Genomic DNA, 6,195 nt, shown 5'->3' on the forward strand with positions numbered 1-6,195 from the left:
GCGGCGGTGGTGGACGACACGGGCGTCTTCCGCATCGTGTATCTCGGGTTTCCCTTCGAGACGATCTATTCGATCACCGCGCGCCGGCAGGTCATGTCCGCGGCGATGGACTTCCTGCTCGAATCGACGACCACGAGCACGACCACAACATCGAGCACGACATCGACCACAACGTCGACTATGATCGCGACCACGACAACAATCGTCGCGACAACGACCAGCAGTACCGGCGGCTCGACGACCAGTTCGACCGCGACGACGACAAGTTCGGCCGGTTCCACGACGAGTTCCACCGGTTCCACGTCGACGACCGGAGCGCCGACGACCACGACGACCACCGTTCCGCCCGACGATGACACGGCGGACGATGACACGACCGACGACGACGCGACGGATGACGACGCGACGGCGGGCTCGGGGCAGGGCGCGGATGATGACGATTCCACGGACGAATCCTGCTGCGGGTGCTGACGGGGAGCGTTAAGGGTTGCGGGTCTGGCCCCGGGAAATTCGTGTGAGGCTGGAAAATTCGTGTGGCGCGGGCGCCCTCGCCCGCGATATTGCAGTCCCGACCCGGCCGGGGGCGGCCGGGCCACACTCAGTAAGTTCTGAGTGGAGGACGGCGAGGGGCGGTTTGCCTGCGGCGGGCGCGGGACGTCTTAATGTCGCCGGATACTCGGAAGGCCCCGGTCTCGTGATGACCTGGCGCGGCTCGATGTGGCGGGACGTCCCCGAGCCCTCGGCGGTCATGAACGCCGTTTACGAGGGCGTTTCGTACATGCACGACCCAAGATGACGGCGCGGGCGAAAAACGCGTTTTCGAATTGCGTCGATTCCGCCCGCGTTTACGTACGTTATCCCCAGACACTTGCGCGAATTTCGGCCCCTCCGGAAGCGAAAATCGGATGCGAAACGCGGCGCGAGTCCCGTTGCCCGCCCCGGCGAAAAGCGCAGCAAACACAAGATGTTGTGTGTGTCGACGTCAGGAGACCCATTGGGTTGTGCCTGCGGAAAAATCGTTCTTGACACCCAACTAGGGGTGGTATAGGGTCGGTCCATACCGCGCATCATGTTGTAGCCCCCCGGCGGGCTCACTCGCAACGCGAACGACCAGACAAGAGCAAGACGACCGAACATGCGAATCGCGCATATCGAATTGCTGGGTTTCAAGTCCTTCGTGGACAAGACGCGCATCGTCTTCGACCGCGGAATCTCCGTCATCGTCGGTCCCAACGGCTGCGGCAAGAGCAACGTCGTCGATGCCATGCGCTGGGTGATGGGCGAGCTTTCCGCCAAGTCCCTGCGCGGCAGTGAGATGATGGACGTGATCTTCTCGGGCTCCGAGCAGCGCAAGCCCACGGGCATGGCGCAGGTCACGATGGCGTTTTCGTGCGACGACGGCGTGTATCCTCCCGGCTACGACGGCATCAATGACATCGAGATCACGCGCCGCCTGTATCGCTCGGGCGACAGCGAGTACTTCATCAACCGCACCGCGTGCCGGCTCAAGGACATCCAGGAACTGCTGATGGACACGGGCATGGGCGCGAAGACCTATGCCATCGTCGAGCAGGGCCAGATCGCCAAGGTGCTCTCGGCCAAGCCGCAGGACCGTCGGTTCCTCGTCGAGGAAGCCGCGGGCATCACCAAGTACCGCGTGCGCCGCGAGGAAACCGAACGCAAGATCGAATCGACGCGCCAGAATCTGGAGCGTGTGAACGACCTGATCGGCGAGATCAAGCGCCAGGTGAATTCGCTCGCGCGTCAGGCGGGCAAGGCGCGGCGCTACAAGCAGTACAGCGATGAGCTGCGCGCGGTCGATCTGGAACTCACCGCCCGCGAGCGCATCGAACTCGCCGAAAAGCAGGCCGAGGCCGAACGGTTGCTCGCCGAATTGCGCGAGCGCGTCGAGTCCACGCACAACGACATCGCCGCGCGCGAAACGTCGCAGGACGCGCGCCACCTGGAGCACCTGCAGGCGGCCAAAGCGCTCGAAACGGCGCAGCAGGAGCTGGCGTCGCTGCGCGAGCGCATCCACGCCGCGGAGTCCGAGCACGGCCGGCTGCTGCGCGAGATGGCCGAGGAACAGGCACGCGTCGACACGATCGCCGACGAAACGCAAAAGGCCGTCGGTTCGATTCCCGACCACGAGCAGCAGGCCGAGGAAGCCGCCGCCGAAGCGCGCGACAACGCCGCGCGGATGGAAGAGGGCGGCACGCGGCTCGGCGAACTCACGCGCACGCTCGACGATCACCGCCGCGACCGGCGCGAGAAGGGCGGCCGGGCCGACGAACTGCGTCACCGCATCGCCGACGGTTCGCGGCGTGCGGCGTCACTCGACGGGCGCATCGAGGCGCTCGACGCGCGGCGGATCGAGGACGCGAAACGCGCGGCCGAGTTCGCGGCGCAGCGCGCGGCGCAGGAAGAACGCCTCGCGGCGCTGGGCGCGCAGATCGAGCAGATCGACGAACGACGCCGCGAGTGGGAGCAGTCGCGCGAGCAGGTCGCGGCGCAGGTCGCCGAGCGCGCCGAGCGGCTCAAGTCCCTGCAAGAAGAGAACGAACGCCTTCGCAAGGCGTACGAGGATCTGCGCGCCGAAGTGCGCGAGGTCGCGGCGGAACTCGAATCGCTGGAGCGCATGAAGGGCAGCCTCGAAGGTTACTCCGAAGGCGTGAAGCACCTGTTCGCCGCGATGGAGCAGCCGGACGAAACCGCGAAACCGCATGGCATTCTCGGCCTGATCGGCGACGTGATGGACGTGCCTCCGCGCTTCGAGGCCGCCGTCGAGGCGGTGCTCGGCGAGCGCGTGCAGGGCGTGCTCGTGCGCGAGCAGCACGACGGGCTGTCCGGCGCGGATTTCCTGCGCTCGGCCGAGAACGGTCGCTCGACTTTCATCCCCATGCAGATCAAGCCGCCGCGCGCGGTGTATCCCGAGCGCACGCTCGCACAGACGCACGGCCCGCTCGCCGAGGCCGTGAGCTGTTCCGCCGATTACCAGCCGGTGGTGGGCGCGCTGCTCGACGACGTGCTGGTGGTGGATGATCTGCCCACGGCCGTGCGACTGCACAACGAGAACGGCTACACGGGTTCGTTCGTCACGCTGGGCGGCGAATACATCGATCACTACGGCGTCATCACCGGCGGATCGAAAGGCGCGCTCACGAGCGGCATCATCGAAAAGAACCGCCGCATCCGCGACCTGCGCGACGAACTGGCGCGCCGCCGCGAGTCGCTGGCGCAGGCCGAGCACGACCACGTGGCCGGCGCGGGCATGATCGAGCGCATCGAGGACGAGCGACTCGCCGCGAAGGAAGAGCTCGAGCGCATCCGCACGACGCTGGGCGAAATCGAAACCCAGGCCCGGCGCGCGCGCACGGAACTCGCCGCCGCGCAGACCGAGGCGGCGCGTCTCGACGAGCAGATCCGTCGCATCGACGAGCAGCAGTCCGGCCGCGAAAACGAGATCGCGGCGGCACGGCGCGACCTGGAAATTCAGAACGGCGATCTCGCCGCCGCGCGCGATGAACTCGGCGGTCTCGAACGCGCCCTCATCGACGGCTCGAGCGCGCTCGATGAACTTCAGAGCCAGGTCACGTCGCTGACGGCCGAGCTCGCGGGGCTGCGCGAGCGGCACCGCGCCGCCGCCGACCGCGAGACGCGCGCGCGGTGGGCGCTCACGCGAATCCGCGAAGACATGGAACGCCGGCAGGGTGCGGCGAAGCTGTCGTCGCAGAAGATCGCCGAATGCCGCGAAGCGGCCGGGCGCTACGAGACCTTGCTCGGCGATCTGGCGGCCGAGGCGGCGAACTGGAACGACACGATCGCCAAGATGCGCCAGGACCTCGACGCGATGGAGCAGGACCTCGCCGCGTCCGATGCGCGGCTGCGCGTTTTGCGTCGCGACGCCGACGCGCTCGCGCAGGAACTGTCGCGGCAGGAAGTCGCGGGGCTCGAATGCAAGATGCGCATGGAGCACCTCGCCGGCCGCCTGATGGACAAGTACGGCATGACCGTCGATCAGATCCCGCCCGAGTACGGCACCGACGAGACGGTGGACCCGGCGGTGCTGGCCGAGCGGCGGCGCGAGCTGTCGGAACTCCTCGCCGGCATGGGCGACGTGAATCTCGCCGCGATCGAGGAATACGAGGAAGAATCCAAGCGCCTCGAATTCTACACGACGCAAAAGGCCGATCTCGAAGCGGCCATCGCCGATCTCGAAAAAGCCATCGCGAAGATCAACAAGGAATCTCGGGTGCGTTTCCTGCAGACATTCGAGTTGGTTTCGCAGCGGTTCGCCGAGGTCATCCCGATGCTCTTCGGCGGCGGTCAGGCGAAGATGGAGCTCACCGATGCCGAGAATCCGCTGGAGTCGGGCATCGAGATCTCCATCCGCCCGCCGGGCAAGAAGCTGACGAACCTGAACCTGCTGTCGGGCGGCGAGAAGGCCCTGTCATCGATCGGCTTGATCTTCTCGATCTTCCTCATCAAGCCGAGCCCGTTCTGCCTGCTCGACGAGGTGGACGCGCCGCTCGACGACGCCAACATCGATCGCTTCAACGACCTGATCAAACTGATCCGCGCGCACAGCCAGGTCATCCTGATCACGCACAACAAGCGCACCATGAAGACGGCCGAGACCATCTACGGCGTTTCCATGCAGGAGCCCGGTGTTTCGCAGATCGTCAGCGTGCGTTTCGAGGACGAGGACGACGAGCCGCGAGCGGCGCGCAAGCGCCCCGCCGCGGACGAAGCCGTCATACACTGATTGGTCCGATCCGGAGGTCCCGGATCGTTGCGTTCTTTCGAACGGGCCCGCAAGGGCCACCTGATCTTTTTCATGCAATCCAGATCGAACAGGCGGCCCGGGAACCCCCCTCCCCTCCCCCAAGACGCGTTGCTCTAACCCCTCTCCCGGCCGCCTTTCCCTTTTCCGAAGACCGCTTCACGGAAGCGGTTCCCAAATTCCTCAGATCGAGAATGCACGAACGCCCCTCCCGTTTGGCCGAGAAGGGCGTTGCACATGCAGTTTCCATTATCGAAGGTGTTTTAGAGCCTACCGGGTCATGTGGCACAGCCGCCCTCGGCTGTGCGTTGTCCGCGCACAGCCGAGGGCGGCTGTGCCACATGCGGGATTGTCGTGCGATTTCAGAACAGTTCGGTCGCGGAGAAGAAGAACGCAATTTCGCGCGCGGCGTTTTCCGTCGAGTCGGAGCCGTGCACCGCGTTCGCCGTGTGCGATTCGGCGTAGAGCTTGCGGATCGTGCCCTCGGCGGCCTGCGCGGGGTTGGTCGCGCCCATGATCTCGCGCCAGCGCGCGATGGCGTTTTCGCCCTCGAAGGCGACCACGACCGTCGGCCCGCCCGACATGGACTCGACGAGCTCGGGGTAGAAGGGCCGTTCCTTGTGAACCTCGTAAAACGCGCGCGCGTCGGCCACCGTGAGTTGCCCCAAACGCAGCCCCACGATACGCAGCCCCGCGTCGGTTGCGTGCGCCAAAATCTTGCCCACGTAGTTGTTCTTCACGGCATCGGGTTTCACGATGCCCAGGGTGCGTTCGACGGCCATGACATCCTCCCCATCGGGTTCAAAAAAGCACGCGCCTTATAGGGGAATCGCCGCGGCGAGGCAAGGAGGGGAGGGTTTTCAGTGTTTGGAAATTGGGTGTTGAGCAAAAAAACGAACCCGGAAACGCGGCGTTTCCGGGTTCGAGATTCTGGAGGACGGGACGTTGGTTGTCGGACCCGTTCGAGCCGTGAGACGGCCCCTAAAACCGGTGCACTACTCGAACAGGCCGTCGTACAGGACGGAGGACAGATACCGCTCGCCCGAGTCGGGCAGAACGGTCACAATCGTCTTGCCTTCGAATTCCGGCAGCTTCGCGAGACGGATGGCCACCGCCGCCGCCGCGCCGCACGAGATGCCCGCGAGGATGCCTTCCTCGGCGGAGAGGCGCCGCGCGTACTGGATGGCCTCTTCGTTCGTCACCGTCTCGACGCGGTCCACGACGGACAGGTCGAGCACATCGGGCACGAACCCCGCGCCGATGCCCTGGATCTTGTGCGGACCGGGCTTGAGGTCCTCACCCGCGCGCTTCTGCGTGATGACCGGAGAGTCAGCCGGCTCGATGGCGACGGAGACGATCTTCTTGCCCTTGGTGTTCTTGATGAAGCGCGAAACGCCCGTGATGGTGCCGCC

3 protein-coding genes and 1 pseudogene are annotated in these 6,195 nt (G+C 65.7%); 2 read left to right on the plus strand and 2 right to left on the minus strand.

Annotated elements, in window-relative coordinates; all coding sequences use genetic code 11:
* Together IT350_18925 and smc are read left to right on the plus strand one after the other, a co-directional pair.
* On the plus strand, window positions 1-471 hold a 471-nt coding region (locus tag IT350_18925), incomplete at its 5' end, for a hypothetical protein (protein MCC6160133.1).
* A gap of 664 nt (window positions 472-1,135) precedes the next feature.
* Window positions 1,136-4,765 (plus strand): annotated as a pseudogene (gene smc, locus IT350_18930) (chromosome segregation protein SMC).
* A 380-nt stretch (window positions 4,766-5,145) separates the two neighbouring features.
* On the opposite strand, the gene ndk reads toward smc, so the two are convergent.
* Together ndk and IT350_18940 are read right to left on the minus strand one after the other, a co-directional pair.
* A complete protein-coding gene (gene ndk, locus IT350_18935) occupies window positions 5,146-5,565 on the minus strand; it encodes a nucleoside-diphosphate kinase (GenBank protein MCC6160134.1) in 420 nt (139 codons plus the stop codon).
* Between the two features lie 213 nt (window positions 5,566-5,778).
* On the minus strand, window positions 5,779-6,195 hold a 417-nt coding region (locus IT350_18940), incomplete at its 5' end, for a pyridoxal-phosphate dependent enzyme (GenBank protein MCC6160135.1).

It is taken from the genome of Deltaproteobacteria bacterium, from assembly GCA_020845895.1.
Classification (GTDB): Bacteria; Lernaellota; Lernaellaia; order JACKCT01; family JACKCT01; genus JADLEX01.

What these genes read in the sequence shown, in the direction of transcription:
- ndk (MCC6160134.1), bottom strand. Translation starts at nt 5,565, where the DNA reads ATGGCCGTCGAACGCACCCTGGGCATCGTGAAACCCGATGCCGTGAAG.